The sequence below is a fragment of the Paraburkholderia xenovorans genome (genome assembly GCF_046030735.1).
Lineage (GTDB): Bacteria > Pseudomonadota > Gammaproteobacteria > Burkholderiales > Burkholderiaceae > Paraburkholderia > Paraburkholderia xenovorans_A.
Window position 1 is genome coordinate 125,684 of sequence record NZ_JAQQBV010000002.1, and the last position, 24,803, is coordinate 150,486.

General features: G+C 63.9%; 22 protein-coding genes. 10 read left to right on the forward strand and 12 right to left on the reverse strand.

The annotated features are described in order from the left end of the window. Positions 1 to 179 precede the first annotated feature (179 nt). Together PQQ51_RS02315 and PQQ51_RS02320 are read right to left on the reverse strand one after the other, a co-directional pair. Entirely contained in the window at positions 180 to 1,502 is a 1,323-nt protein-coding gene (locus PQQ51_RS02315) for a sugar efflux transporter (RefSeq protein ID WP_408494433.1), read from the reverse strand. A gap of 420 nt (positions 1,503 to 1,922) precedes the next feature. After that, entirely contained in the window at positions 1,923 to 2,219 is a 297-nt protein-coding gene (locus PQQ51_RS02320) for a DUF2628 domain-containing protein (protein WP_408494434.1), read from the reverse strand. Between the two features lie 214 nt (positions 2,220 to 2,433). On the opposite strand from PQQ51_RS02320, the gene PQQ51_RS02325 reads away from it, so the two are divergent. Together PQQ51_RS02325 and PQQ51_RS02330 are read left to right on the forward strand one after the other, a co-directional pair. Beyond that, the gene (locus tag PQQ51_RS02325) at positions 2,434 to 2,754 is read left to right on the forward strand and encodes a thioredoxin family protein (RefSeq protein WP_408494436.1); all 321 of its coding nucleotides are present in this window, start codon (positions 2,434 to 2,436) and stop codon (positions 2,752 to 2,754) included. A gap of 25 nt (positions 2,755 to 2,779) precedes the next feature. Next, the gene (locus PQQ51_RS02330; protein ID WP_408494437.1) at positions 2,780 to 3,199 is read left to right on the forward strand and encodes a secondary thiamine-phosphate synthase enzyme YjbQ; all 420 of its coding nucleotides are present in this window, start codon (positions 2,780 to 2,782) and stop codon (positions 3,197 to 3,199) included. A gap of 37 nt (positions 3,200 to 3,236) precedes the next feature. Here the strand turns inward: PQQ51_RS02330 and PQQ51_RS02335 are convergent, their stop codons facing one another. The 4 genes from PQQ51_RS02335 to PQQ51_RS02350 form a co-directional block, all read right to left on the reverse strand. After that, positions 3,237 to 4,061, reverse strand: coding sequence for an alpha/beta hydrolase (locus PQQ51_RS02335; RefSeq protein ID WP_408494439.1), 825 nt, complete (start codon positions 4,059 to 4,061; stop codon positions 3,237 to 3,239). Then, the gene (locus PQQ51_RS02340; RefSeq protein WP_408494441.1) at positions 4,058 to 5,362 is read right to left on the reverse strand and encodes an MASE1 domain-containing protein; all 1,305 of its coding nucleotides are present in this window, start codon (positions 5,360 to 5,362) and stop codon (positions 4,058 to 4,060) included. Before PQQ51_RS02340 ends, PQQ51_RS02335 begins: the two co-directional genes overlap by 4 nt. A 291-nt stretch (positions 5,363 to 5,653) precedes the next feature. Next, a complete protein-coding gene (locus PQQ51_RS02345; protein ID WP_408494443.1) occupies positions 5,654 to 5,935 on the reverse strand; it encodes a hypothetical protein in 282 nt (93 codons plus the stop codon). Between the two features lie 153 nt (positions 5,936 to 6,088). Beyond that, a complete protein-coding gene (locus PQQ51_RS02350) occupies positions 6,089 to 8,257 on the reverse strand; it encodes a hybrid sensor histidine kinase/response regulator family protein (RefSeq protein ID WP_408494445.1) in 2,169 nt (722 codons plus the stop codon). A gap of 233 nt (positions 8,258 to 8,490) precedes the next feature. Here PQQ51_RS02350 and PQQ51_RS02355 point away from each other — a divergent pair, with 233 nt between their 5' ends. The 6 genes from PQQ51_RS02355 (at position 8,491) to PQQ51_RS02380 (ending at position 14,991) form a co-directional block, all read left to right on the forward strand. After that, positions 8,491 to 10,032 carry an FAD-dependent oxidoreductase gene (locus PQQ51_RS02355; RefSeq protein ID WP_408494447.1) on the forward strand — a complete coding sequence of 514 codons (1,542 nt, stop codon included), beginning with the start codon at positions 8,491 to 8,493 and terminating at the stop codon, positions 10,030 to 10,032. Positions 10,033 to 10,102: 70 nt separating this feature from the next. After that, positions 10,103 to 10,282 carry a hypothetical protein gene (locus tag PQQ51_RS02360; protein ID WP_408494449.1) on the forward strand — a complete coding sequence of 60 codons (180 nt, stop codon included), beginning with the start codon at positions 10,103 to 10,105 and terminating at the stop codon, positions 10,280 to 10,282. Between the two features lie 93 nt (positions 10,283 to 10,375). After that, the gene (locus PQQ51_RS02365; protein WP_408494451.1) at positions 10,376 to 11,572 is read left to right on the forward strand and encodes an HlyD family secretion protein; all 1,197 of its coding nucleotides are present in this window, start codon (positions 10,376 to 10,378) and stop codon (positions 11,570 to 11,572) included. A 63-nt stretch (positions 11,573 to 11,635) separates the two neighbouring features. After that, the gene (locus PQQ51_RS02370) at positions 11,636 to 11,788 is read left to right on the forward strand and encodes a hypothetical protein (protein ID WP_408494453.1); all 153 of its coding nucleotides are present in this window, start codon (positions 11,636 to 11,638) and stop codon (positions 11,786 to 11,788) included. Between the two features lie 19 nt (positions 11,789 to 11,807). Then, positions 11,808 to 13,397 (forward strand): DHA2 family efflux MFS transporter permease subunit, encoded by a 1,590-nt coding sequence (locus tag PQQ51_RS02375; protein WP_408494455.1) that lies wholly within the window; start codon positions 11,808 to 11,810, stop codon positions 13,395 to 13,397. 1 nt (position 13,398) lies between these two features. After that, complete coding sequence (locus PQQ51_RS02380) at positions 13,399 to 14,991, forward strand: efflux transporter outer membrane subunit (protein WP_408494457.1); 1,593 nt, start codon at positions 13,399 to 13,401, stop codon at positions 14,989 to 14,991. A 41-nt stretch (positions 14,992 to 15,032) separates the two neighbouring features. Here the strand turns inward: PQQ51_RS02380 and PQQ51_RS02385 are convergent, their stop codons facing one another. The 6 genes from PQQ51_RS02385 to PQQ51_RS02410 form a co-directional block, all read right to left on the reverse strand. Beyond that, on the reverse strand, positions 15,033 to 17,042 hold the full coding sequence (locus PQQ51_RS02385; protein WP_408494459.1) for an AI-2E family transporter: 2,010 nt from the start codon (positions 17,040 to 17,042) through the stop codon (positions 15,033 to 15,035). Positions 17,043 to 17,117: 75 nt separating this feature from the next. After that, positions 17,118 to 17,297 carry a DUF2934 domain-containing protein gene (locus tag PQQ51_RS02390; RefSeq protein ID WP_408494461.1) on the reverse strand — a complete coding sequence of 60 codons (180 nt, stop codon included), beginning with the start codon at positions 17,295 to 17,297 and terminating at the stop codon, positions 17,118 to 17,120. Between the two features lie 156 nt (positions 17,298 to 17,453). Then, positions 17,454 to 19,670 carry a glycogen debranching protein GlgX gene (glgX, locus tag PQQ51_RS02395; protein ID WP_408494463.1) on the reverse strand — a complete coding sequence of 739 codons (2,217 nt, stop codon included), beginning with the start codon at positions 19,668 to 19,670 and terminating at the stop codon, positions 17,454 to 17,456. 182 nt (positions 19,671 to 19,852) lie between these two features. After that, a complete protein-coding gene (locus PQQ51_RS02400) occupies positions 19,853 to 20,293 on the reverse strand; it encodes a response regulator (protein WP_408494790.1) in 441 nt (146 codons plus the stop codon). Between the two features lie 290 nt (positions 20,294 to 20,583). Continuing rightward, positions 20,584 to 22,257: an ATP-dependent DNA ligase gene (locus PQQ51_RS02405; RefSeq protein ID WP_408494465.1), complete on the reverse strand. Its 1,674-nt coding sequence runs from the start codon at positions 22,255 to 22,257 to the stop codon at positions 20,584 to 20,586. Beyond that, entirely contained in the window at positions 22,254 to 23,381 is a 1,128-nt protein-coding gene (locus PQQ51_RS02410) for a ligase-associated DNA damage response exonuclease (protein WP_408494467.1), read from the reverse strand. Before PQQ51_RS02410 ends, PQQ51_RS02405 begins: the two co-directional genes overlap by 4 nt. Positions 23,382 to 23,556: 175 nt before the next feature. Between PQQ51_RS02410 and PQQ51_RS02415 the strand changes: the two genes are divergently transcribed. Then, positions 23,557 to 24,456: a YihY/virulence factor BrkB family protein gene (locus tag PQQ51_RS02415; protein ID WP_408494469.1), complete on the forward strand. Its 900-nt coding sequence runs from the start codon at positions 23,557 to 23,559 to the stop codon at positions 24,454 to 24,456. 197 nt (positions 24,457 to 24,653) lie between these two features. Beyond that, positions 24,654 to 24,800: a hypothetical protein gene (locus PQQ51_RS02420; protein WP_408494471.1), complete on the forward strand. Its 147-nt coding sequence runs from the start codon at positions 24,654 to 24,656 to the stop codon at positions 24,798 to 24,800. Positions 24,801 to 24,803: the final 3 nt, after the last annotated feature.

Genomic DNA, 24,803 nt, shown 5'->3' on the forward strand with positions numbered 1-24,803 from the left:
GCAGCAAAGACAATACGCTTAAATGCAGAGGTTTTGCGCGGCCGGAAGTTCCTTGCGTGCGAATGCACGAGCCGCCGCGCGCAGAAAGCGTTCTATTCGACTGACACTCTGCTTACATTTTCAATGTTCACGCGAAGCTCGCCGCATGCACGAACGGCAGCACGCCGCAGCCGGGCGAATCAGCGCGCCCGGGTTTTGAACTTCACGTAATGCTCGCGTGCGAAGCGCTGCACCGCGCGCCACATCAACGGATAGCGATAGCCCGGCACGGCGAACAGCACAAGCGCGCACAGCGCCAGCAGTCCGCAGAACAGGAACGTGCCGCGATAGTTGAAAGCCTGCACCAGCAACCCGGACAACACGCCCGACAGGATCGAGCCGACCCGCGCGGCATTGAAGAACAGCGCGGTCGCGCGCCCCGGCGAGTTCGGCATCAGGTCCTGCACATAGATCATGCCGAGGCAGGACGTGACCGCGACCACGAACGCGTTGAGCATCTGCATCGGGATCAGCACGTTCACGCCGCCCGCCATCGACATCGCGACGAAATACACCGCATGCACCGCCGCGCAGGCGGCCAGCCAGTTCGGTTTGTGCAGCGTCGACGACTTCGCGCCGAGCGCGAGCATCATCGGAATCTCGGTCAGCGCGCCGAGCCCCAGCATCACGGAGACATCCAGATGCGTGCCGTTCAGGCCGTGCACGATGTAAAGCGGCAGTACGATCATCGTCGCGTTGGCGGCGAGGCCGAGCAGCGTGAGCGCGGCCACCGCGCGGCGGATGTCGTTGGTCGACGCGACGCCGGGCCGATTCTCTTGCGACTCTTCGTCCGGTGCGGTCAACGGCGGCACGGAAATCGACGCCGACGGCTCGGACGCCGTATCCTCCACCGTGTGATCGCCCAGATGCCCTTGCGGCTCCTGCATACGCCAGACGATCGCCGCACAGGCCGCGAAACTCGCGGCCGCGAACAGGAACAGCCCATAGAAACCGGTGCCCGCCAGCACCAACGCGCCGACCGACGGACCGAACACCCACGCCGCCGACAAGATGGTTCGCAAGCTCGCGCTGGCGAACGCGCGCTCCGCGGGGTCCGGCACCGGCAGCGCCGCGCGGCTGAACGAAAACACCATCGAGATCGCCGAGCCGCCCGCGCCGATGAACGCGATCCCGACTATCAGCAACAACCGGTAGTCGCGTACCACGCATAAGCACAGGTAACCGAGCGTGGCGGCGATCAGCGCCGCCAGCAGCAGCGGACGATGCCGGCCGCTTTTGTCGCTCCAGCGGCCCGCGATCGTGCTGGCGAGCACGCCGCTCGCGGCGATCAGCGTCATGAAGACGCCGAGCCGGAACGGCGTCATACCGGCGCGTTCGATGCCGAACAAGGACAGATACGGTGCGGTGAAGGACATCGCCACCCCGAGCATCAGCGTGGCGGCGGCGAGCGGCTTGAAGCCAGGTATGCGTAGCAGGTCGAAAAAACGTGAGGTCTTCAACACGGGCGGCGGTGGGTCGGGAGGGCGAGCCGGCGCGACGTGCGCGCCGGACTCGTATTCGGAATGACCGGGGCATTATCGGCCTGAGTTGACGACACGTAAACCCGCGCGTCGGCATCCCAAAAGCACGCGATGCGCGTTTGCCTTCGTCGGGGCAGCGTGTTTTCGCTTGTTTGCCCGCTTGTTTGCCCGCTTGTTTGCCCGCTTGTTTGCCCGCTTGTTTGCCCGCTTGTCTGGCGGCCCGTTTACCCGCTTGTCTCTCCGCTTGTCCGCCCGCTTATCCGCCTCCTACTTGCCGCTTGTTTCGCGCATTTTTTGCGCTTGCCGGGCAAGCAGCGGCGGAAGGTAGCGGGCAAGCGGCAGGCAGCAGCGATAGGCATCAGATGACTCCATGAAGAACACAGCAAAAGGACACGTGACGCGTTATAGAACGATGTAGCCGCGCTTTTCAAGCGTCCAGCGATGCCAGCGGTTGCCGTACTGCCCACAAGCAATGCCGAACAGCACCGACAGCACGAGGCCGATGGTGTCGGCGGTATCGCCCCACAGGCCGCTGCAGAACAGCAGCGTGTTGATTGCCAGCATCACGAAGGCCGCGAACCACATCCGCTTCGACAACGCCCACGCGAACCCGAGCAGCAGCGCGCCCCAACTGAAGCCGACGCCGACCGCAACGGTCTCGTCCTTGCCTGGATGCCGCAGATAAATTCGCTCGCCCATTTCCGTTCCTGAACCGATGATTTGCCCGCGCATCGCATGTCGCGCGCCGATGGCGATGTTTAACACGGCGCGCGGTCAAACGGATGTCGGTGTTCGCTTTGCTCGCCGACGCATCCGGAGCGTAGCTGCTAATCTTGTCGGAACCGCATCGAACGCGCCGCGGCGATATCGGCATATCGTCCGCGACCTTACACCGAGTCAAGGAGCCTCCCGCATGGCCACACCCACCGCTTACGCGCAACAAGCCCCGTCGCGAGCCGAAGTCGACACCCTGGCCGGCGCGACCGTCATCGAATTCGGCACCGACTGGTGCGGCTACTGCCAGGGCGCGCAGCCTTCGATTGCACAAGCTTTCGAACCGCACGCCGGGGTTCGCCATCTGAAGATCGAAGACGGTCCGGGCCGTCCGCTCGGCCGTTCGTTCAAGGTCAAGCTATGGCCGACGCTGATTTTCCTGCGCGACGGCACGGAAGTCTCGCGCGTCGTACGGCCCACCAGCGCGGCCGAGATCGCGGAAGCCTTTTCCGTGCTCTGATCCGCACGACGAGGTCCGAAACATCATGCGACAGGCGATCCATCATCTGAGCGTCAAGGCCCGCACGCGCGGGCTTGTCGAGTTCACCGACGAAGCACGCCGCTTCGTCGGTGAACAAGGTATCGGCACCGGCCTGCTGACGTTGTTCTGCCGGCATACTTCAGCGTCGCTGCTGATCCAGGAGAACGCCGACCCTTCGGTGCAGCGCGATCTCGAGCGCTATTTCGCAACTCTCGCGCCCGAAGACGACGAGCGTTACGAACACGACGCGGAAGGACCGGACGACATGCCGGCCCATCTGCGCACCGCGCTCACGCAGGTGCAGTTGTCGGTGCCGGTCGAACATGGACGGATGGTGCTCGGCACATGGCAGGGGCTGTATCTGTTCGAACATCGCCGGCATACGCAGCATCGCGATATCGTGCTGCATCTGATCGGCGAGTGAGGCGCCCCCGCCTTCAGACGAGCCTTCAGAAGAACCCTCAGCCCAGCCCTTCTCCGGCCCGCGCCATCCGGCGTGCTGCAGCCGGACTGTACGCATGTTGCGGATCGAGATCGAAGAAGCTCAGTACTTCGCTTGCCACCTGTTCGCGGTCGTTGTCGGCGCAGATCATGTGGTAACTGTTTTCCAGCACGACCGAGCGCGCATCCGGAATGGCGGCCTGAAGAAATTCAGCCGAACGCAAACTGGTCAGTTCGTCTTCACGCGAATGCAGAATCAGCGTTGAACACGCAATCTCCGGCGCGGCCTTGCGCACCCAGTCGCGCATCCGGTCGACCTGGCGGATGCAGACCAGCGGCACCCAGGGGTAGTGAAAATTGTCGCCGCGTTCGAACTTCTTCTTGACGATCGCGCGGACCAGCGGATTCTTGATGCCGAACGGCTCGCCCTCTTCGACCTTGATCTTCGCCGCGGCGCCCGGCACGCAGTACAGCAGATACCGCAAATCGCGATACCAGGGCGTCGACCAGCCGTCGATATAAACCGGCGGCGCGAGCAGCGCCAGCCGGCCGCGCTCGTGCTTCACGCGGTGGCACAGCAGCAGCGCGATCAGCGCGCCCATGCACATGCCGGCGACGTGCAGCGTGTCGTACTGCGTTGCCAGTTCACGGTACTGCGCGGTGACCGCGTCGAGCCATGTTTCGGCGCGCACTGTGAGCAGATCTTCCGGCCGTGTGCCGTGGCCAGGCAGCGTGATCATGTGAGCGTTGCCGCCCGCGCGGCGCGCGGCCTTGTGCAGCGAGCCCAGATCGTACTCGGTGCCGCCCAGCCCGTGGATGAGCAGGATCCCGGATCGTGCTGTCATAGCCCGAGCGACACGCGTGGCTCGCGTTGCAATTGCCAGACGCCCGCAATAACGGCCACGCCGACGTCGGCATGCGCGAGCGACGCACTGGTGTCGATCACCGTCATCACCTCGCCGTCCGGCAGGTTGACGCGCAGCGGCAGCGAAGCCGGACGCTCGCCGTCGGTCTCGGCCTGCCAGTGCGAGCGCAGCCGCGCCCGGTCGTCGGGATGCAGCCGCTCCAGCACGTTGCGTACGCTGGCGAGCGCCTCGGCGTTGCTGCCGGTGCCGAACGCGCGTTGCAGATCGCCGCTCCATTCGATGCGATCCCGGGACGTATCGAGCACGTAGCTCAATTGCGATGCGCCGGCCAGCGCAAGCGTCATATTGTTCTGCGACACCGCGGCGCGATCGTGCAGCTCATCTCGCGTGGTTTTCAACGCACTGATGGTCAGCACCAGCAAGGACGCGACCGCGAGGTAAATCTGCGCCTCGAGCAGCGACCGCCCGCGATGCGCATCGACCATTGAAAACGGTCCATGGCCTCTCGCCATCAGCACGCTGACGATCAACGCCAGCACGAGTACCGCAAACGAACCGCCTTTGCCGCCCCACATCAAGGTCACGACGACTGCGCAGAACAGCGGTATGTACGTCAACGCGAACACGACGCCGATACCCAGGTCGTGGGCGCCGGCGCGGTCCTGATCGAAGCTGATCAGTGCGATCAGCACCATCACGGCGAACGCGGCGAGGCCGATCAGGAAGTCGGCCAGTTCGTTCTGTCCTGAACGGTGTGCGCGAAAACGCGACCACGACGCGAGCACCGGTGTGACCAGCACAATGCCGATAAAATCCGAAGCCGCCCAGATCGCGCCGACTCTCCAGAACGACGCATGGTCGACGAAGGCAAACCAGGCGCCGCCGCCGATTGCGCCCAACAGACTGGCGAGCGCGGCGGCCGCCAGCAGGCCGCGCAGGAAGAACAGCCCTTCGAGGGAAAACCGCGCGCGTTGCACGATATAGACCGCGAGCGCGGAGCAGCCGATTTCATTGACGGCGAATAGCAGCGCGTCGACATAACCGCTTCGTTCGATGACGCTCAACAGCAGTTGCGCCAGCGCGAAGCCGATCGCGAGCACGCCCCAGTAGCGCACTGGGCGCAGCATGAAGGCTGCCATTGTGACGCCGGCAGGCAGCCAGATATAGCCCGTCATGTCGACCGGGCCGTTTAGCTGGTGCGATGCATACCCACTCGCCAGATACAGCAGGGCCCAGAACAGAAAGGACGATGGCGCAGGCGCGCTGCGGGTGATTTTCATCAGTTAGTATTCCTAGGGCATTGAAACATCGCACGCTGGCGCTCAGTCGCCGGTTGGCGGCAAATAATACCCGGAATCTCACAGACGAAACATAGAGGTTGTGTGCCGCCAGGCCTGCGGAGGCGGCCTCGTGCATAAGGTGATTTTTGCGCTGTGCCTCAGCTTTCGTCACCCGTATGCAGCGGCAAATCCTGCCGATGCGCCCTTCGCATTGCCCCGTGTGTTGCGGCACTTTGCAAAGGGCGGTATGGCCTTGCAGACGCACAGCGTGAAGCGTTGACGCGGCGGCGCTTACTGCCCCTTGGTGTCGCTGCTGGCGTCGGCGCCCGGCATATTGGTGCTGTCGGTAGCCGGCTTTTTGGTCGACTTCATGTGGTGCTTCTTCGTCTTCGAGTGCGCCGCAGCGCCCGAAGCCTGCATGTCGCCGCCTTCGCGAGTCGCACCGGCGTTGGTGCCGGCGTTCGGATCGTTGCCTGCGGGGCCGCCGCCACCGCCCCCGCCGCTACCTTGCGCCATTGCCACCGAGGAGGCGGCGAGCAGTGCCGAAATGAGCAGTGCGTTTCTGATCTTCATGACTTTCTCCTGTCCGATAAGGAATGGGCCGCGCCGGCTGACCCAGCCGGATCCGCAGACCTCATGCGCTTGACAGCAAGGGGTGTGCCGCGAGTTCTGAAACGCTTCGAACAGAGTGAAATAGCGGAAAAAACCGGAAACCGTGTGTTCGTCTCACGGTTCGCACGCAACCAGAGCGTGCAGTTCGTCGATGTTGAACGGTTTCGCGAGGATCGCGACGCCGAGCCGGCGGGCGCGTTCGAGCTCGTCCGCGTAGCCGGTCATCAGCGCGATCCGTTGCGCAGGCCACGCGCTGCGCACTTTTTCCGCGAGGTCGATCCCGTTCAGTTTGCCGGGCATCTGGATGTCGGACAGCACCAGCTCGAACGTCGCGCCGGAGCTCAGCACGTCGAGCGCCTGGTCGGCGGTGGCTTCGTGCCGCACTTCGCAGCCGAAGGTTTCCAGCACCGCGGCGACGCCCGCCGCCACGTCCGCATTGTCTTCGACCAGCAGCACCACGCCGGTGGCGGCGGGCACCGGTTGCCGTGCGCTTTCGGTTGCGCTGGCGAGCGTTTTTTGCCGTTCGCGATAGCGCGGCAGATACAAGCGCACCGTCGTGCCGCTGCCCGGCACGCTGTCGATTTTCGCGGTACCGCCTGCCTGCTCGCACATCGCGAGCACCTGGGCGAGGCCGAGCCCCGTACCCGAGCCGCGCAGCTTGGTCGTGAAAAGCGGTTCGAACGCGCGTCGCGCGACCGCTTCGGGCATCCCTTCGCCGTCGTCCGAGCACGCGATCAGCACGTATTCGCCGTCAGGCAGCAACGTGTCGCTACCCACCAGCCGGTTGTTCTGGCAACGGATCACAAAGCGGCCGCCGCGCGGCATCGCATCGCGCGCGTTCACCGCGAGGTTCATGATCGCGAATTCGAGGTCGGTGGGATCGGCCAGCACGGGCCATACGTCGTCGACCATGTTCAACGCGACCTCGACGTTGTCGCCGAGCGACGCGTCGATCAGCGGCGCGGCGGCCGGTAGCCATTTCGCGAGGTCGACCGGCTCCTGTTTAAGCGGCTGTTTCTTCGCGACGCTCAACAGCCGCCGCGTCAACGATTCGGCCGTGGCAGTGGCGCGCTCCACTGCGAGCACTTCTTTTTCGAGGTTGTTGAAATGCTTGAGCCGCGCAAGCTCGGTATTCGCCGACACCACCATCAGCAGATTGTTGAAATCGTGCGCGACGTTGGCGACCAGGTTGCCGAGCGCGCCCATCCGTTGCAACTGCCGGCTCGACGCTTCCGCCGACAGACGCATCGCCACTTCGCCCTGCCAGCGCTCCCACGCGCGCCGTTCGCCTTCGAGCTGGCGCAGCGAATAGAACACCAGCAACCAGATCGCGATGCAAGGCACCGCCGTGAGCGCCGCGATGATCAGGAAATGACTCCACCACGCGCTGACGATCGAGCTGATCGCGTACGCGCTCATCACATACAACGGATAGTCGCCGACGCGACGAAACGCGAGCAGACGATCGACGCCGTCCACCGACGAAGTCAGCCGGATATGCCCGAACAACTGCTTGTCGCGCAGCGCTGCGGCGAAGGCGCTGTGCGGCCTGGGCTTCGCGCCTGCGGGCCAGGCCGGATAGCGCACCAGCAGACTCGCGTCCTGGCGGTACAGCCCGAGCGCCAGCGACGGATCGCCGGCCGTGAGTTCACGATAGAAGCGCGCGAAATACTCGTTTTTCAGCGCGACAGCAACGGCGCCGAGGAACTGGCCGTTTTCACCCGAACGGCCGATCAGCGTATTGAAGACATTGGTTTGCGACAACGGCCCGAACATCGATAGCGAGAAATACGGCTGCGGCCGCATCGCTTTCGCGGAATTGAAATCTTCGCGTTGGCCGATCGACAGCGGAGGCGACGGGTACACCTTGCTCGACACCAGCAGATTGCCGCCGGGCCCCAGCACGTAAATCGACGCCACCTGCGGAAAGTCGCCGCCGATCTCTCTCAGACGATCGTGCTCGGACGCTTCGCGCGCGCGAATCTGCGCTTCGTCCTGGTCACCGAGCAACTCGATCACGCGGGAGGCCATCTGCTGATTGAGGTCCAGCACCTTGACGGCCTGCTCTTCGGCCACGCGCGCGAGCCGGTCGATCATGTCGTTCGAATCGGCAATACGGCGCTGATAATCGAAATAGCCATAGCCGAGCAGGCAGGCCAGCGGGAATGCAATCGACACGGCCAGCACGATCAGCAGCATGCGCCGCGTCACCGCGAAATTGCGCGACGGCATCGGGAAATCGACTGCAACACGCTCCGCACGCTGCACGGTCACGATCTCCATGAAAGATAAATTCAGGCCCCAGGGAGCAATAGCGGCAATGGCCGACACACGAATTGTTCGTGCGCTATTTCCCTTTCCCCGGGAATTTACCGCACTTCCGCCGTTCTCCATAGCGCGTGGCGTGAGGAAAACCCGGCCTGACAGTCTGCGCACGACCGTGCTGCGGCGGGCACATGGATTGCTGACGCAGCGCAGACAGCGTCACATTTTCACGTCCGCGAGGAAAGATCATCATGCCGACATCCGCCCGACTCGTCGCCAGGCTCTCGCAGTTGCGAACGGATCGTGCCGTGCGCGTCGAGGTGGAAGGCGAAAAGATTCTGCTGGTACGTGACGGCGATACCGTGCGTGCGTATGGCGCCGATTGTCCGCATGCAGGCGGCCCGCTCGAAGAAGGCGCGCTGTGCCACGGCCGGATTATCTGCCCGTGGCACAAAGCCAGTTTCGATGTCGCGACCGGCAATGTGCTGGAGCCGCCGGCACTTGTCGCACTCGACCGTTATCCGGTCGTGGTCAGCGGCGACGACGTGAGCGTCATCCCCGAAAAGCTGCCGCAACCGGTGCATCGCTCGTCGGCGCGCGAGCCTCACTACGTGGTGATCGGCGCGGGCGCAGCAGGCGCCGCCGCTTGTGCCGCGTTGCGTGAATGCGGCTTTGCGGGGCGCATCACGTTGATCGGCGACGAAGCACACCCGCCGTACGACCGCACGGCGCTGAGCAAATTCGTGCCGTCCGCCGAGATGCAGGCCGCCGACGTGCCGCCGCTGCTCGCTGACGACTGGTACGACCGGCACGACGTCGAGCGCATCGTTGCAAAAGTCGCGCGGCTCGACGTGCCCAAACGCACGATCCACCTCGAAACCGGCGGCGAACTGACCTACGACACCGCACTGCTCGCAAGCGGAAGCGCGCCGAAAATCCCGCCGCTCGACGGCCGCGAACTGGGCGGCGTACACGTGCTGCGCAGTCTCGACGATGCCGCCGCGCTGGTCGACGCCATCGGCGAATCGGCCGAGGTCGCGATTCTCGGCAGCAGTTTCATCGGACTGGAAACAGCCTCGGCGTTGAGAAAACGCGGCATACCGGTCACCGTGATTTCACCGGACAAGATTCCGTTCGCCAAACAGTTCGGCGAACGCGCGGGCAACATGTTCCGCGAACTGCACGAACGCAACGGCGTGCGCTTTCGCCTCGATACGAAGGTCGCGTCGCTCGAAGGCGAGGAAGGCAATGTGCAGCAGGTGATGCTCGAAGGCGGTGGACACATCGCCGCCGATGTCGTGCTGTTGGGCACGGGCGTTGCCCCTGCCACCGGATTCGTCGAAGGATTGCCGTTGCAGAAAGACGGCGGCGTGATCGTCAACGCGGGCATGCAGGCGGCGCCGGGGCTGTACGCGGCCGGCGATATCGCGGTGTTTCCGTTGCATGAGGATCAGGAACCGGTGCGCGTCGAGCACTGGCGCGTCGCGCAGCAGCACGCGCGGATTGCCGCCGAAAACATGTGCGGCGCCCGTCATCGCTACGTGGGCGTGCCGTATTTCTGGACTTATCACTTCGGCAAGCGTTTCGAGTATCTCGGCCATGCGAGCGAATGGGACGACATCGCAATCGACGGCGATCTCGATCAGCAGCAATTCGTCGCGCTGTACGTGAAGGACGACAGGGTCGTCGCCGTGCTCGCCTGCGAACGCGAAGCGCAAACCGCGCGGCTGATCGACGCAATGGGCAGCGGCTTGTCACGCGCGCGTGCGCTCGACATCGTCAACGGCGATTAGGGCGCGGCAGCAGAAAAACTCTCAAGTAGGCCCGCGCGGTTCGCCGCGCTCAACGGAAGGAGGAATTGCCATGGCAGACCACAAGGAAAAACACCCGCATTCGAACAAGTCGGAGAAGCAGATCGACAAACAGGTCGAAGACAGCTTCCCGGCCAGCGATCCGCCGTCCACCGGCGGCACGACGAAGATCGTGCGCGACAAGGATGCGCCGAAAGACGGTCACTCGGCCGACAAACCGGCTCGCCGCTAGCACGTCGCCTTGCCTTCGGAAAACCGCCCCGCGGGGCGGTTTTTCTCGACCCACGCAACCTCAATGCATCCGGAACGACGGGAACGAATCGCCATGTCAGACGAGACCGGCTCCGCTCAGAAAGAGCACGATCAGGACGATCGCAAGAACAATCAACACGCAAAGGACGAGCAGTCCAAAGACAGCAAGGACCAGAACGAGGGCAAAAAAGACGACGGCAACGGCACCGACGAAGGCAACGGCAAAAAGCGCAAAGGCCCCGGCAAGAAACCGCTGATCATTCTCGCGGTTCTGGTGATCCTGCTCGCAATCATCGCGTTCATCTGGTGGTTCGCAACCCGCAACGAGGTCACGACCGACGACGCGTACACCGACGGCAACGCGATCACGATGGCGCCGAAAGTATCGGGCTACGTGGTGCAGCTCGCGGTGAACGACAACGTCTATGTGCACAAAGGCGACCTGCTGGTCGTGATCGACAAGCGCGACTACCAGGCGCAAGTCGATCAGGCCCAGGCTCAGGTCGGCCTCGCGCAGGCGCAACTGAACGCGGCGCAGGTACAGCTCGATATCGCACGCGTGCAATACCCCGCGCAATACCGGCAGGCAAAAGCGCAAACCTCGTCGGCGGAAGCCAACTTCAGACAGGCCCAGGCAGCCTATCAACGCCAGCATGCGGTCGATCAACGCGCCACTTCGCAGCAGAACATCGACACCGCCGACGCGCAACGTTTGTCCGCCAGCGCCAGCGTCGAACAGGCGCGCGCGCAGCAGCAGACCGCGAGCCTCGTGCCGCAGCAGATCCGCCAGGCCGAAGCGGCCGTCGAAGAACGCCGCCAGCAAGTCCAGCAGGCCGAGGCGCAACTGGAGCAGGCGCAGTTGAATCTGTCGTATTGCGAGGTGCGTTCGCCGTCCGACGGCTGGATCACGCGCCGTAACGTGCAGCTCGGCACCTTCCTGCAAGCAGGCGTGTCGCTGTTCGCGATCGTCACGCCCGAGGTGTGGGTAACGGCGAATTTCAAGGAATCCCAACTGGAACGGATGCGACCCGGCGACAAGGTGAAAGTCGAGGTCGACGCGTATCCGAAGCTCGATCTGCACGGCCACATCGACAGCGTTCAGCTCGGCAGCGGTTCGCGCTTCTCGGCCTTCCCCGCTGAAAACGCGACCGGTAACTTCGTGAAGATCGTGCAGCGCGTGCCGGTGAAGATCGTCATCGACGACGGTTTGCCGCGCGATCAACCGTTGGGGCTCGGTTTGTCGGTGTCGCCGAAGGTGTATCTGAAATGAACACGATCACGTCATTTCACGCGACAGCAATGACACGGCACGGCGGATGCTATCAACAAGGTCATGAAGGCAACATTCAAGGCCGAACGGAAGACGCTCGAAAAGAACGGCTATCAACCATCCGCAACCGATCCGCACTATCCGAACGACATTCAGAAAGCGGAGAAGAAAACGTACGGCAACGGAGCCAGCGCGCCGATGGCCAATCCGCAATAAGCGGCGTTGAGGCGGTGGCATGAGTGCAGCCACCGCCGACAGCGGCAACACATCCAACTGGAAGCCCGCGGCGAACCCGTGGCTGATTGCGATCGTCGTCACGCTCGCGGCGTTCATGGAGGTGCTCGATACGACCATCGTGAACGTCGCCTTGCCGCACATCGCCGGCACGATGTCGGCAAGTTACGACGAAGCGACATGGACCCTCACCTCGTATCTGGTCGCGAACGGGATCGTGCTGCCGATCTCCGGCTTTCTCGGCCGGCTGCTCGGGCGCAAACGCTACTTTCTGGTCTGCATCGTCGCGTTCACGATCTGTTCGTTTCTGTGCGGGATCGCAACCGACCTCTGGCAACTGATCATCTTCCGGATCCTGCAAGGGTTCTTCGGCGGCGGTCTACAGCCGAATCAGCAGTCGATCATTCTCGATACGTTTCCACCCGAGCAGCGCGGCCGGGCCTTCTCGATCTCGGCCGTGGCGATCGTGGTCGCGCCGGTGCTCGGCCCGACGCTCGGCGGCTGGATCACCGACAACTTCTCGTGGCGCTGGGTGTTTCTGCTGAACGTGCCGGTCGGGATACTGACCTCGATTGCAGTGATGCAGTTCGTCGAAGACCCGCCTTGGAAAAAGAAAGGCGACAGCAAAGTATCGATCGACTATCTCGGCATCACGCTGATCGCCATCGGCCTCGGCTGTCTGCAGGTGATGCTCGATCGCGGCGAAGACGACGACTGGTTTTCGTCGAATTTCATCCGCATTTTCGCGGTGCTCGCGGTGGCGGGAATTGTCGGCGCGACCTTCTGGCTGCTGTACGCGAAGAAACCGGTGGTCGACATACGCTGCCTGAAAGACCGCAATTTCGCGCTCGGCTGCCTGACGATCGGCGCGTTCGCCACCATTCTGTACGGCAGCGCGGTGCTGGTGCCGCAACTCGCGCAGCAGCAACTCGGCTACACGGCGATGCTCGCCGGTCTCGTGCTGTCGCCCGGCGCGGTGTTGATCACGATGGAGATTCCGATCATCAGCAAACTGATGCCGTACATCCAGACGCGTTTTCTGGTGGCGATCGGCTTTGCGTTGCTCGCGTGCGCGCTGACCTATTCGCATCTGCTCGTGCCGAACATCGACTACGCCACGCTTGTCAAAATGCGCAGCGCGCAGTCGCTCGCGATCGGCTTTCTGTTCGTGCCGATCACCACCCTCGCCTATCTGACGGTGCCGCCGCAGTTGAACGACGACGCGTCGGCGCTCTTCACGATGTTCCGTAACGTGGCGGGGTCGATCGGCATTTCGTTGTCGACCGCGCTGATCCGCGAGCGCACTCAGGCCCGCATGGCTCATCTGTCCGAACATATGTCCACGCTTTCGCAAAACTACAACGACGCGGTGCAACGCAGCGCGCAGACGATTGCCGAGATGACCGGCGTACCGTTCGCGCAGGCCATGCAAACCGCAACCGGGCGCATGTACACCGAATTCATCTCGCAGTCGACGATTCTCGCGTACGTCGACGTGTTCGCGATTCTCGCGGTGTTCTGCGCACTGTGCATTCCGATGTGTTTGTTCTTTTCGCCGGTCAAAGCGGCCGGCGGCGCGGGAGGGCATTGACATGCGACGCTCTTTCATCAAGCCGAAACTGTCCGCCATATCGCTCGCGATCCTGCTCGGCGGCTGCACCGTCGGACCGGATTTTCACGCGCCGAAGGCCGACGTGCCCGCGCAATGGCACGATGCGCAGACCACGAACGTCACCGCAGCCACGGCCGCTTCCGCGCCGACGGTGGCATCGGTGCCCACGCTCGACACCGATCCCGATCCGCACTGGTGGCGCAACTTCAACGACCCGACGCTCGATGCGCTGGTCGAGCGCGCGACGCGCGGCAATCTCGATCTGCAGGAAGCGGTGTTGCGGATCGTCGAAGCCCGCACGCAGGTGCAAAGCGCCGCGGCCGAGGGTCTGCCCAACGTGCGCGCGACCGGCAGTTATCAGCGCGAGCAACTCGGCGTGAAGGGCTTTCTCGAATCAGACGGCGTGTACGACAAGGTCAATCAACTGGGCGCGCCGAATTCGCCGGCCAACGCGATTGCGCCGGGTGCGGGCGCGACGTTGCAGAACGGCGCGAACAACGTGCTGAATCAGTTGACCTCGCCGGTCAATCTTTGGCAGGTCGGCTTCGACGCGTCGTGGGAACTCGACCTGTTCGGCCGCGTGCGACGCTCGGTCGAGTCGGCCAATGCGCAGACCCAGGAAGCGATCGAGAGCCGCAATGACGCACTGGTGTCGCTCGAAGCCGAAGTCGCGCAGACCTACATGCAATTGCGCGGCGCGCAGGCCCTTCGCGACATCACGACGAGCCTCGTGGACCAGCAACGCGAAATCGTCACACTCACGCAAAGCCAGTCGAAAGTGGGTCTTGCCAGCGAGGCCGATGTGAAAAGCGCGACCGCACAACTGGCGCAGACGCAGGCGCAGTTGCCGCAATACGAGCAGCAGATCGCACAGGCGCTCAACGGCCTCGCGTATCTGGTCGGCGAAGCGCCGGGCGCACTGGAGGCCGAACTGGCCGCGCCGTCCGCCGTGCCACCTGTGCCGCCGAGCGTGCCGGTCGGTTTGCCGTCGACGCTCGCGCGCCGCCGCCCCGACATCCGGCGCGCCGAGGCGAGTCTGCATGCGGCGACGGCGAACGTCGGCGTGGCGGTCGCGCAGTTCTATCCGGACGTGTCGCTGACCGGTCAGGCCGGCACGCGGGCAACGAACGCGAGCGACCTGTCGCGCTGGTCGCATCTGTTCTATTCGTTCGGGCCGAGCATTTCGCTGCCGATTTTCCAGGGCGGCGCACTGGTGTCGAATCTGCGTCTGTCGAAAGCGCAGCAGGCGGAGGCCGCGCTCGATTACCGCAAGACGGTATTGATGGCGTTGCGTGACGTGGACAACGCGTTGGCCGTCTATCGCACCGACCAGGCGCGGCGCGATTCGCTCGGCGAAAGCGTCGCCGCGCAGCAGGATTCGTTCTTTCTCGCGCGCGACAGTTATCGCAAAGGGATCACGAGCTTCATCACCGTGCTCGACGCCGAGCGGCAGTTGGCGCAGGCGCGTCAACAGTACGCGCAAGGGACCATGCAGGTGAGCACGGATCTGGTGTCGCTGTATAAGGCGTTGGGTGGCGGGTGGCAGGATGCGAGTGCTTCGGAAGGAGGCTGAGCATTTCTAACGCGGACGTGCAGGTGCGGTTGCGGCCGCTATCAACCGTTGACGACGGCAAGGCCCTCAGCTTGCCGCTGCCCCGAAGCCTGGATCTGCCGGCAAGACGACACCACTTCCTGCAGCGTGCTCGCGTAGACCTCCGCTCCAATCGCGCTTTGCAGATCGGTGCTCCACTTGTCGGTATCTTCGGCTGCCCACAATCCGACCACGATAGCCGCGCGCGGTAAACGCGCGCGCAATCGCTTCACCAGATAGCGCAGGTGCGAAGGAATTCCGTCGATCTGCAGATAGAAGATGCACACGATCCCGACGTCGTCCGCCTCCAGGCTGTCGATCGAGGCTCGCGACGCGGCTTCGTGCGGCAACGCCCGCGCGTCGAAACCATGCTTGCCGAGCACTTGCAGCAGGATCGTCGTGGCGAGCGCGTCGAGCGGGCCGCGTCCGGGAATGCACAACACGCGATTGCCCGCGATGTGATTACGCTCCGCGTGTTCGGTGGGCGCGTGCGGGTCAGCCGCCGCATGCGCCACGGCGGCGGCGGTCTGATCGGCATCCGGAGACAAGGAAGCCGCAGGCCCCACCGCGCTCCAGTTCTCCTCGGCAACTTCCGGCTGCGGCGCGCGGTCCTCATAACCGTCGAGTCCGTCGACCAGATCGTTGGTGGTCGCCTCGATCCGCGCGAGTTGCGCCGACGTCACGCTGCCGCGCACGACGTCGTTAGCGGCGAGCTGCAAACCCTTCAGCGCGACCTCGTCGTAATACGCCGACAACGAACGCTCGCGCAACAACATCTCGGCTTGCTCGATTGCCTCGTCGGGATCGCCGGCGAGCGCGCGCTGGTAGAAGTTTTCGATTGGCGTCAGCGCGGGTTGATCGCCGAGCAGCACGTCGAGAAACTCGAGACGCCGTACATGCCGTCCGAGCACCAGCAAACACAAGGTCAAGGGCGTCGACAGGATCAGCCCGATCGGCCCCCAGATCCAGCTCCAGAAAATCGCCGCCACTACCACGGAGAACGGCGACAAGCCGGTGCTGCGTCCGTACAGCAACGGCTCGACGATCTGCCCGACCACCAGCTCGATGGTGGCGAACAGCGCGAGCGACCAGATCGCCATCGACCACCCCGGACTCACCGCGGCAGCGAGCGCGGTGGCGAGCGTCGCCGAAATCCAGATGCCGACGTACGGCACGAGCCGGAGCAGCGCGGCCAGAATGCCCCACAACAGCGGGCTCGGCACACCGACAAAAAACAGCCCCGCACCGATCACCACGCCGACCCCTGCGTTCAGTCCGAGTTGCGACACGAAATAGCGGCTCAGACGACGCGCCGCCTCATCCATCACGGTGGTCGTGCGATGCAGATCGCGCGAGCCGAACAGACGGATCGCGCGATCGCGCAGGTCGTCGCGTTGCAGGAGGATCACCACCATCACCACGAACACGATGAACGCGGTTTCCAACGGACTGATCGCCGGCGACAACACGCGCCGCGCCAGTTCGAACGGCGTCGGCACGGGCTCGCGCACTTCGACCGGCACGGCATCCGGCGCACGCTCGTTCGAAGTCGTCGCCGACGCGGTGTTGCGTGACGGCTGCGGTTGCGGCGGCTCGACGGTGGCGCGCTGGAACGCCTGGCCGGCCGCGCCCGCGAGACGGTTGAGCTTGGCCACGGTCAGACTGTGGGCCGCGTCCATCTTGCGTTCGATGGTTGCCTGATAGCGCGGCATGCCCGCTGCAAGGTCGGTCAGTTGCGTCGCGATCACTGCACCGAGCAGCCCGATCACCGAAATGGAGATCGCCACCGCCGCGAACACCGACGCGACGTGGCCGAGCCGCAAGCGCGCGAGCGAGTTCGCGAGCGGCGCCACGAGAAAGCTGAGCAGAATCGCGAGCGTGATCGGAATGAGCACCGCGCGCGCGAAGTACAGACACGCCACCACCGTGACGCCCACCGCGAGCGCGACCAGGCTATCGACGCCGAATGCGGCCGGCGGCGCCTGGATGCGGGCGGCCGGTCGGGTTTCGCGGGGTTCCGGGAATGGCTTCATGCGGGCTTCATACGACCGAGGACACTGCGATACGCGCTACGCCACGAGCCGACGCACGAACGTGTAGAAGCGTGCTCACTGGTTCAACGCGTTGTCGATCGGACCGCTTTCGACGGGCGGCGCTTCCTTTTCGACCTCGGCTCTGGCCTGCTCCCAGTATTCGTCAGGCGTGCCCTTGGGTTCGTCCGCCTGCTCCCAAAGGTAGTAAGCGCGCGTGCGAATCTGCTCTTCGAGAGACGTGTTTTCCTGTTCCATTTGATCACCTCATGTTGGGACCGGCGAAGACCTGCGCCGGTCGGGCTGCGTCGCCCGTGCGGAAAGCACAAGGCGCGCGGCCACCCGATATCGAGCAAGCGCTATACCCGGCGGCAAGCGACGACGGCCGGCGTCGCCGGCCATCTTGCAAACGCGTCAGGCGGCTGACGGAGCGTCGCTTTCGTCAGTCGTAAGCTGCTCTTCGAGCCGGTCGAACACACGCTGCGTGGCGCGGCTCGGCGCTTCGAGTGCGAACAGCAGCAGTGAACGCGCGGTGACCTGATACGCGTCGCCGGCGTGGAATTGCGGCAACTCGGAACGCACCGGCATGTTCGTATCGAGCAGACAGGTCCATACGTCGCCGTCGGGAATCTCGGGCAGCGTGAAGTTGACCACGTCGTGATGCGCGTTGAAGACCAGCAGCAACGTCGCATCCGAAGCCGGCCGGCGAATGCCGGATGCCTGCGCGCGGCCGTCGATCACGAGACCGAAAGCGCGCATCGACGCATCGGCCCACTGCTCTTCCGACAGATCGGCACCGTCGGGTGAGAGCCAGCGCGCGTCGGTCACGTCGAGCGCTTCGTTGTACTCGCCGGTCAGAAAACGCCCACGACGCAGTACCGGCAGACGATGCCGCAACGTGGTCAGATTCTTCACGAACTCGATCAGCGCGCGGCCGTCGTCGTCGAGACCTTCCCAGTCGACCCAGCTGATCTCGTTGTCCTGGCAATACGCGTTGTTGTTGCCCTGCTGCGTGCGGCCGAATTCGTCGCCGGCGAGAATCATTGGCGTGCCTTGTGCGAGCAGCAACGTCGCGAGCAGATTGCGCTTCTGGCGCTCGCGTTGCTGACGGATTTCCGCGTCGTCGGTCGGGCCTTCGACGCCCATGTTCCAGGACTTGTTGTCCGAGTGACCGTCCTTGTTGTCCTCGCCGTTGGCCTCGTTGTGCTTGTCGTTGTACGAGACCAGATCGTTGAGTGTGAAGCCGTCGTGCGCGCTGATGAAGTTGACGCTCGCCCACGGTCGCCGTCCGCGATGATTGAACTTGTCGCCCGAACCGGTCAGGCGCGTCGCGAGATCGGCTACCTTGCCTTCGTCGCCTTTCCAGTATTCGCGCACGGTGTCGCGGAAACGATCGTTCCATTCGGCCCAGCCCGGCGGGAAGCCGCCCACCTGATAGCCGCCGGGACCGCAGTCCCACGGTTCGGCGATCAGGCGCACGCTTTCGAGCACCGGGTCTTGCCGGCAACTGTCGAGGAAGCCGCCGCCTTCGTCGAAACCGTGGGGCTCGCGGCCCAGAATCGTCGCGAGGTCGAAGCGGAAGCCGTCGACTTTCATCTCCGTGACCCAGTAGCGCAGGCTGTCGGTGACCATCTGCAATACCCGCGGATGCGACAGGTTCAGCGTGTTGCCGGTGCCGGTGTCGTTGATGTAGTAGCGCGGTTCGTCGGGCATCAGGCGGTAGTACGACGCGTTGTCGATGCCCTTGAACGAGATCGTCGGCCCGCGTTCGTTGCCTTCGGCGGTGTGGTTGTAGACCACGTCCAGAATGACTTCGAGGTTCGCGTTGTGAAAGCGGTCCACCATTTCCTTGAACTCGCCGACCGAATCCACCGACGACGCGAAGAACCGCGGATCGGCCGCGAAAAAGCCGATCGTGTTGTAGCCCCAGTAGTTCGTCAGGCCTTTGTCGAGCAGATAACTGTCGTTGACGAAGGTCTGCACCGGCAGCAGTTCGACCGATGTCACCCCGAGACTCCTGATGTAATCGAGCACTACCTGCTGGCCGAGCCCCGCGAACGTGCCACGCAGATTTTCTGGCACGCCGGGGTGCCGCATCGTGTAACCGCGCACATGCGTTTCATAGAAGATCACGCGATCCCACGGCAGCGCATTGCGTTCCGGATGCGACCACGAGAAGTTCGCGTCGACCACCTTGCACTTCGGCACGAAGGGCGCGCTGTCGCGTTCGTCGAACGACAGATCGCCCTCTTCGGAATCGAGCGTGTAGCCGAAAATCTCCGGCGCCCATTTGAGCTCGCCGATGTGCGCTTTCGCATACGGATCGAGCAGCAGCTTGTTCGGATTGAAGCGGTGGCCTTTTTCGGGCTCGTACGGACCATGCACGCGATAACCGTACACGGCGCCGGGTTTCAGATTCGGCACGAAGACGTGCCACACCTCGTCCGTGTATTCCGGCAGTTCGATGCGTTCGATCTCGACCTCGCCAGTCTCGTCGAACAGACACAGTTCGACTTGGGTCGCGTTGGCGGAAAAGAGCGCAAAGTTGACGCCGCTTCCGTTCCATGTCGCGCCAAGCGGGAAAGGCGTGCCTTCCTGAATGCGCGTTGCGTAGCTGGCCTGGTTGGACATTGGGATTCCTGTTTGCTTTCCGGGAAAGGGACGGCTGTTCGTCGGGCAGTCGCAGACGAGATCAGATAGCAAAATCCAGACCCAACGCTGCGCGGACAACGCACAAGATTTGCGGCAGAAGGGTTAAAGCCGATTGCAAGGCCAGTTGCGCTGTGCGGGGTCGATAGAACCGCTTGGAGTCGCTAACGCGGGTCGCCGTCGTGCAGCGCCGCGGCCGATTCGAGCACGCGTAGCAACCGCGCCGGTGTCAACGGCTTCGCGCAATGCGCATCGAACCCGGCGGCCCGCGCGCGCACCCGGTCGTCGCGCGAAGCGAATGCGGTGCACGCGACCAGCAGCATATGACTCGTCGACGGATTCGCGCGCAACCGGCGCGCCAATTCGAGGCCATCGAGCCCCGGCATCTTGATGTCGAGCAGCACGGCGAACGGCTGCCATTCGCAAGCCATTGCGCAGACAGCGAGCGGGTCCTCGAGCGCGCGGCATTCGAAGCCGTCCGCATCGAGCAGCATCTGCAATGCATCCGCCGCCTCGCGATAGTCGTCGACCACCAGCACGCGACGATGCGAAGCCATCGCGTACTGTATGGGCCGCCACACTACGACGTCTTCGTTTTCATCCATACCGTCGTTCAACGTCACCGCCTTCTCCTTTGTCCCGCCGCTGGGAACCGGGGCGAACACGCGCAAGATTCGCTCCACGTGGGCTGCAAACGCTTCGACCTAACCAGGCGTTTACTTCGGTTTTTTTGCATTTTTTCTGCATGCCGGCGTCGACGCCCGTTGCGGGCGCGCCAAGTCCTACCATAGCCCACCGCACGCGATAGCGCCTTGCTGGTTTATGCCCATGGCCCCTTCTGCTCTACTCATCCTGCATGCTGTGCAAAGGCGTTATCTACACACGTTTGAAGCGGTTATCCCGCACGATCGTCGATGAAACCCTTCAGCATCGCGAGGGTATCGGCGTCGTCGATATGTTTGTCGGTGCGCCAGCGCAGCATGCGCGGAAAGCGCACCGCGACGCCCGACTTGTGACGCGGACTCGCCTGAATGCCTTCGAAGCCGATTTCGAAAACCAGCGTGGGCGTGACGCTGCGCACCGGGCCGAACTTTTCGATCGTGGTCTTGCGCACGATTGCATCGACCTGGCGCATCTCTTCGTCGGTGAGGCCGGAGTAGGCTTTCGCGAACGGCACGAGCGTCCGCACGCCGTTTGCGTCATCCCACACCGCGAACGTGAAATCCGTATAAAGGCTCGCGCGACGGCCGTGGCCGCGTTGCGCGTAGACCAGCACCGCGTCCACCGCATACGGATCGATCTTCCATTTCCACCACGTGCCCGAGGCTTTGGTGCGACCGACCCCATACATCGAGCCGCGCTCCTTCACCATCAGACCTTCGACGCCGCGCGCGCGGCTCTCTTCGCGTAACGCGGCGAGCGACTGCCAGTCCGGCCCGTGGACAAGCGGCGACACGCGCAGCAGATCGCGTGCGAGCGTGCCGTCGACATCGAGTGCCAGTTGCTCCAGTTGCGCGCGCCGTTCGGCGAGCGGCGTCATGCGCAGATCCTTGCCGTGCGACTCGAGCAGATCGTACGCGAGCAACGTGGCCGGCGAATCGGCGAGGATTTTTTTCGTCAGTGTTTTACGGGCGATGCGCGGTTGCAAACGCGCGAACGGCAATGGCGCATCCGCGCCCGGCTCCCACGCGAGAATTTCGCCGTCGATCACGAAGCCGTCCGGCAATGCTTCGCCCAACGCCGCGACTTCGGGAAAACGATCGGTGATCAGGTCTTCGCCACGCGACCATAGCCACACGCGTCCCCCGCGTTTGACGAGTTGTGCGCGAATACCGTCCCACTTCCACTCGATCTGCCACGCCGACGGTTCGCCCAACGTCGCCGGCTCGGCCTGCAACGGATGCGCGAGAAAGAACGGATACGGCAGACCGAGATCGCTCGCATGCGGCTCGTTCGACTCCGTTTCATCGCTGCCGGCTTCAGGCGCGATCAAGCGAAGATAACGCGCGGCATCGGGCTTCTGTTGCGAGTCGGTCCAGCCGACCATCCGCTGCGCGATCCGCTTATGATCGACGCCCGCCACTTCCGCCAGCGCGCGCACCACCAACTGACGCGCGACGCCGACCCGAAAACCGCCGCCGATCAGCTTGGTCAGCAGAAAACGTCCGCTCCAGTCGAGTTCGTCCCAATAGCTGAGCAAACGCGTGCGCAATTCTTCGGGTGCGATGCCGCGCAACGTCAGCACGCGTTGCTCGATCCATTGCGTGAGGCCCAGTTCCGAATCGCGTTGCGCGGGCGGCAGGATATGCGCGATGGTTTCGGCCAGATCGCCGACCGCGTGATACGACTCGTCGAACAGCCACTCGGGCAAGCCGGCGCGCTCGCGGGCGATCTCGGTCAGCAGCCGGGTCGGCACCGATTGGCGCGGCTTGCCGCCGGCGAGGAAGTACGATGCCCACGCGGCGTCTTCGGGTTCGGCGGCGGAGAAATAGCTGATGAGCGCGTCCAGCTTGTCGTGCGTGGAGGTGGTCGCGTCGAGCGCGGTGTAGAGGGCGGCGAAGCGTTTCATCGCGCGCTCGCGGGTTGATCCGTGGCGGGCGCGATGTCAGCGGTCACGCCTGGCTCGTCACCGCCTGCGGCGTCCGCTTCGACCGTATCGTCGCCGTATTGCGTGTCGAACGCGCCTGCCTGCAAACCTTGTTCGCGCAGCCAGCGCACCATCGGCTCGACCGAACCATGAGTCACGATGACTCGCTGTGCGCCGCTCGCCTGAATCGCGTTTTGCAAGCCCGGCCAGTCGGCGTGATCCGACAGCACGAAACCACGGTCGACGCCGCGTCTGCGCCGTGCGCCGCGCAGACGCATCCAGCCTGACGCGAACGCGTCGCTATAGTCGCCGAAACGCTTGAGCCAAGCGCTGCCTTGCGCAGATGGCGGCGCCACGATCAGCGCCTGCCTGAACACCGCCTTGTCTTTCGCGGCGACTTCGCTGACGAGGCGCACCGGCGGCAAATGCACGCCCGCATCCCGATATGCACGGTTGAGCGGTTCGACCGCGCCGTGACAAAAGATCGGCCCGATGCCGGCATCGACGCTCGCGAGCACGCGCTGCGCCTTGCCGAACGAGTAGCAGAACAGCACCGATGCACGACCCTCGGCCGCATTGTGCCGCCACCATGAATCGACGCCGTCGAACACCGCACGCGGCGCATCCCACCGATAGATCGGCAGGCCGAAGGTCGACTCGGTGATGAAGGTATCGCAGCGAACTGGTTCGAACGCATCGCAGGTTGGATCGGGGTCGAGCTTGTAGTCGCCCGACGCCACCCACACACGGCCGCGATGCTCGATCCTGAGTTGCGCGGAGCCGAGCACGTGCCCGGCCGGATGCAGCGACACGGTCGTGCCGCCGAGTTCCAGACGTTCGCCATAGGGGAGCGTTTGCAGCGCAATGCCGGGCAAGCGCGACAACAACACGGCTGCGCCCGCTTGCGACGCGAGATAGTGCCGATGACCGAAGCGCGCGTGATCCGAATGCGCGTGCGTGATGACCGCGCGTTCGACCGGGCGCCACGGATCGATGTAGAAATCGCCCGGCGGACAGTACAGACCCTCGGGCCGCGCGACGACGAGGTCGGCGATATCGGACGCGATAGTCAAAGGTGGCGTTTCCGGGAAGGGTCCATCGGTCATGGTCGGTCAGTCGGTTCTAGTGCTTATAGTCGGTATGCCGGAAAGCAAACGGTATTCCCGCTTGTTCCTCGACAGTCATCCCGCAACGGGCGTGGCTGCATTCTTGCTTCACTACCAGAATAGCTGTCGCACAGGCCGCCTTCCGGCGGACCGGCGACATGCAACGAGAGCCGCCATGCAAACCCTCCTCGACCAGCACATGCTGCACGTGGCACGCCATCCCGGCACGTTCTTCCTGCAAACCTTGAAGGCGTTTCGCGCGAATCAGGGCTTGCTGCTGGCAGGCGCGGTCGCGTATTACGCGCTGCTGTCGATCGTGCCGCTGATGATTCTGATCGTCATCGCGCTGTCGCGCTTCGTGCCGCAGCACGTATTGCTCGCCGCGCTCGGGCATTTCCTGCAATGGCTGGTGCCGGGCCAGGCCACCGCGCTGGTGCGTGAGCTCGCCAATTTTCTCGCGCATCGCGCGGTGATCGGCTGGGTCTTGCTGCTGACGATGATTTTCTTCAGCTCGCTCGCGTTTACCGTGCTGGAAAACGCGATGTCGCTGATCTTCGTGCATCGGGTGGTCGTCAGGCGGCGTCATTTTTTGCTGTCGGCGTTGCTGCCGTATTGCTACATCCTTTTTCTGGGCATCGGGCTGTTGATCGTCACGTTCGTGTCGAGCGGACTGGAAGCTGTCGGGGCCGAAGGCATCGAGCTGTTCGGCACGCACGTTTCGTTGCAGGGACTGTCGCGCGTCGTGCTGTATCTGCTCGGCCTCGCCGGCGAGGTGTTCGTGCTGACGTCGATCTATATGGTGATGCCGGTCGGGCGCCCTTCCCTCAGGCATGCGCTGTTCGGCGGCGTGGTCGCAGCGGCGTTGTGGGAGATCACCCGGCATGTGCTGGTCTGGTATTTCGCGACGCTGTCGCAGGTCAGCGTGGTGTACGGCTCGCTGACGATGGCGATCGTGATCCTGTTCAGCCTCGAATGGCTCGCCACGCTGCTGCTGTTCGGCGCGCAGGTCATCTCGCAGTACGAGCAATCCGGTCTTCAGCCGATGAAGGCCGCGGAGCCGATTCGAACCGGTTGAGTTCGCGCCGCAACTGTGCGGTCCGTGCTTCCGGCGCGCCTGGAATGCACCGGATTGCACTGGATTGCACGGCGTCATGCGTGGCGCATTACACAACGCCAACATAAGCCGCCTGCCCGCGAGACTGCGGTAACATTCCGCAGATGCCGGGGAGACGGCCCATTCACCGCAGCGTTTCCGGCGCTCCAGGAACCACGATGAGCATCACCCACCGCAACACCATACGGATTTCGGGCAGCGGCCACCGCACCATGATGCTCGCTGCACGGCTATGCGGCCGACCTGATCGCGGGTCTGGAGGCGCCGCGGCAATGAACACGTTTCTCGACCGGTTGAGCCTGTAAGCA